This window comes from Flavobacterium melibiosi (assembly GCF_048158545.1).
In the GTDB taxonomy this organism is placed as follows: Bacteria; Bacteroidota; Bacteroidia; order Flavobacteriales; family Flavobacteriaceae; genus Flavobacterium; species Flavobacterium melibiosi.
The window spans coordinates 1-3,449 of the sequence record NZ_JBLNKU010000028.1; the positions used below are offsets into that span (position 1 = coordinate 1).

Consider the following 3,449-nt stretch of genomic DNA (forward strand, 5'->3'; position numbering starts at 1 on the left):
GAGATTTACATGGAACTCAACCCATCACTTTGCGAACCGCCGTATACGAGACCCGTACGTACGGTGGTGTGAGAGGCGCACTCCGTTAGTTTCTAGCGGAGCCGTCTACTCGATTATGTGATCGCCCCTTTTTTTGGTTCAGGTGTTCATCAATTTGTTTTCGTTTGTATTGGTTATTTTAGTACTAATTCGGTTAATATTTGTTTAACGTTTAAATGTTTTGCGTCTTGAATTTTTTTAGCGTGTTCTGCAACCAAGTCAATCCAATCGAATAGTTTGGTTTTGTCAGTTGTTTTGGTTTCCCAATATTCAGAAAGTTCAAAAGCTGATGTTTGCATAATAGTTTCAACAATAGTAGGAATATTGTCAAACAAGTTTAAAAATATTCGTGGAACTTTCGGATAGATTTCATTTCCAATTGTGTAATCTCTTTTTCCTCCTGCTGTAAATAAATCTCTAACATTAGGGCAAATAACAGCTTCACGTGTTACTAGCCAAATTGCAAGTCTTCCAAATTTGTCGCCTTTATTTCCAAAAAGTTCGGGGAAATAAACCATAGCTCGATTTTTCAGTTCTTGCTTTTCCTTTAAAGATAAATTATTCCAAATTTTGATAACAATATTACTTGGTTTACTGTCGTTTTCTGCATCCATCCACCAAAGTTCTTCACCTGGTTTTAGTTTGCTTTTGTAGTAGTCAACAATTGGTCTGATTGGGTTTTCATTTTTTCTCAAACTATCGTAAGGCGTTTTGATTTTATCAAAAATGGTGTTGCCTTTTTCCAAATTCATATCAATCAAATAACGTGGTGAATGTGTTACCACAACTTCGGAAAGTACTTCTTCATATGGACGACAACGAAATTCTATCGGACTTGCTAATTTAGCAAACAGCATAAAAATACGTTCAACACTATCAACTCTTGTACCTTCTAAAACACTATTTCCTGTAGTTTTCCAATGATTTTGGGTTGTCGTTTTTACTTCAATTCCATAATATTTTTTCGCAACAATATCAGGGAATTTTTGCCCACCAATTAACTCAATTGAATTTTCAAAAACCGTTCCTACAGCTAAATCTGTCATTACATCTCTCACATAAGGTTCTAAATTTCTACCTAAAAGAGTAGCTACTTTTTGAGAAGATTTTTGAGCGTGTACATTAAGTTCTGAAATTGTTGAATTAAGCAACAAATCAAATTCACTTCTGTTTGGGTCTGAATTTACTGAAACTATCATTCTTACTTTTTAAAATATAAGTCCCAAATATCTTCAATTCTTTTAGCCAAATTGAATGCTAAAAGTGGTGGAACTGCGTTACCAATAATTTTATATGCTTGTGATGGACTTACCAAAAAGGAACCTTTTCGACCATTTTTGTTTTCAATAACAAAATCGTAATCGGGCGGAAAAGTTTGAATTAAACCACATTCTCGTACGGTCAATCTCCTTTCTTTTAGTCCTTTGTTTAATTCACTTTCTATCAGTCCCCCATTTTCTTTTGAAAGTCTTCTAAATTCAATATTTCCGTGATGTTCGGAACGAATTGTTGGTGATATGCTTGGAAGTTTTATTTCAGTTTGTCCTTGGCAATGTTTACCCATAAATTTAGCTTTTGAGTAAAATCTTTGGGATAAATCTTCTGTTTTTTCTGGTTCTTCTAAATGTTTGAAAACATCTTTTAACTGAACAAAATGTTTTAAATTCTCTCCTTCAACTGTATAAGAATGAGTAGGTTTTGGGTAAGGATTATATTGCTCCGAAATGATTTCTTTTTCTAATTCTGCTAATGCAGATGCTTTCAATGCAGATTTTTTAATTCCAATAAATATTACTCTTTCTCTTGATTGAGAAACTCCAAAATCTGCCGAATGTAAAACTTGTGGATTCAGAACAATATAACCGTTTCCGTTTGCTGATGAAAAATCATTTTGGATTATTGATTTTACATCGCCAAGATTTACAAGTCCTTTTACATTTTCAGCAATAAAAATTTTTGGTTGAGTAATTTCAATCACTTCTTTCATCCACATATAAAGTTGTCCACGTGTTTCAGCTGAAGCTATTTCTTTTTCTGAAGCGGTTTTTTCTTCTATAAGTTCTCCTTTGTGATTTTTGTGTGAAGTAAAGCCCTTTCTTTTTCCTGCAACGCTAAAGTCTTGGCAAGGAAATCCGCCCGTAACGACATCTACGTCTTCTGGAAAAACATTTACGCCATTACGATACATTTTTACTAGATCAACAATACTTTCTTTATAAAAATCTTCTGCATTATGGCCTTTTTTTACGAAATGATTAACCCAAGCATTTCTTGCATCTAATAATATATCGTTTGCAAAAACAGTTTTAAATTTTGTTTTTTTTAGTTGAACAAAACCGTTTTTTAATTTTCTGTCAATAAAATGTGGTGTAAGAATTTCGTTAACTGATTGTTGTAAAACAGAAAAACCGCCTTCAAAACCTAAGTCCATTCCTCCACAGCCTGAAAAGAGCGAAAGAACATTTAATGTTTCTTTTTCTCCTTCTTTAGTTGTTTTTAGACTTGTTTTCGGATAATATAAAAAATCTAATTGTGGTTCTTGTACTATGCTTAATTCTGCTTCTATTGTTTCTGTGTGCATAGTTTAGTTTTTTACAATGTTAGACTTTAAATACCTTACTTTTTGCTCGGCAACTTTTAAGACTTTACTTGCACAATCTTCATCTGCTATTTCGTAAGCAATTCTGTCACTAATAAACTGAATTAATAAATCTTCTTTATCAAGTTTAAGTATTTCAGCAAGTTTAATAATATTGTCCTTAGTTGGTTTACGTTCGTTACGTTCAATTTTGCTTAAAATAGCTTGGTCAATGTCGAGATAAGACGCTACTTGTCGAAGTAGCAAACCTAAACTTTCTCTTTTTGCTCTGATTATTTGTCCGACTGTTTTCATATGAATAATTTTACTTGACAACATTTGTCAAATGTAAGTTGTCATTTTTAATTATGCAAATTTTGAGTATCGCTTTTCTGTGGTTAAGAACAAATATGCTTGAATTTACGTTTTTCAGGGGTGTCACATAACGTCAGTTCGTCTAAAAACCTCCAAACGAACTCAATTTGGTTAATGGGTTAGTAAATATATGGGATTTAAACTACAATTAAAATTCTTTTTAAGAAAAGTCACTTTCTGCTTCTTAAAAGAAAATAATGCGTAAAAAGTGTTAAAAAGGGTTGTCAGAACCTCAAAATATTGAGCCAATACTTTTAAATATTGTTTTAGTAGATTTTGGTCAATCAAATTAAAAATCCGGCGTAAGTTGTATGCTGAAAAAATCAGGCCAACATCAGCCGAGGCGTGTTTGATGGTTTTCTTTGTCATGATATAATAAAAGTCCCATTGGCGTTTTATGACACCGTAAGGATGTTCTACTATGGCTTGCCGTCTGCGGTAGATTTCATAATTATTT

3 protein-coding genes and 1 pseudogene are annotated in these 3,449 nt (G+C 32.7%); all 4 read right to left on the bottom strand.

Annotated elements, in window-relative coordinates:
- Positions 1–173: 173 nt before the first annotated feature.
- A complete protein-coding gene (locus ACM55F_RS18715) occupies positions 174–1,238 on the bottom strand; it encodes a hypothetical protein (protein WP_416855322.1) in 1,065 nt (354 codons plus the stop codon).
- Between the two features lie 2 nt (positions 1,239–1,240).
- A complete protein-coding gene (locus ACM55F_RS18720; protein WP_416855323.1) occupies positions 1,241–2,620 on the bottom strand; it encodes a DNA cytosine methyltransferase in 1,380 nt (459 codons plus the stop codon).
- Between the two features lie 3 nt (positions 2,621–2,623).
- Complete coding sequence (locus tag ACM55F_RS18725; RefSeq protein WP_416855324.1) at positions 2,624–2,932, bottom strand: helix-turn-helix domain-containing protein; 309 nt, start codon at positions 2,930–2,932, stop codon at positions 2,624–2,626.
- Between the two features lie 171 nt (positions 2,933–3,103).
- Positions 3,104–3,449, bottom strand: a pseudogene (locus ACM55F_RS18730) (IS1182 family transposase); the annotation flags it as partial.

What these genes read in the sequence shown, in the direction of transcription:
- ACM55F_RS18715 (WP_416855322.1), bottom strand. Translation starts at nt 1,238, where the DNA reads ATGATAGTTTCAGTAAATTCAGACCCAAACAGAAGTGAATTTGATTTG.
- ACM55F_RS18720 (WP_416855323.1), bottom strand. Translation starts at nt 2,620, where the DNA reads ATGCACACAGAAACAATAGAAGCAGAATTAAGCATAGTACAAGAACCA.
- ACM55F_RS18725 (WP_416855324.1), bottom strand. Translation starts at nt 2,932, where the DNA reads ATGAAAACAGTCGGACAAATAATCAGAGCAAAAAGAGAAAGTTTAGGT.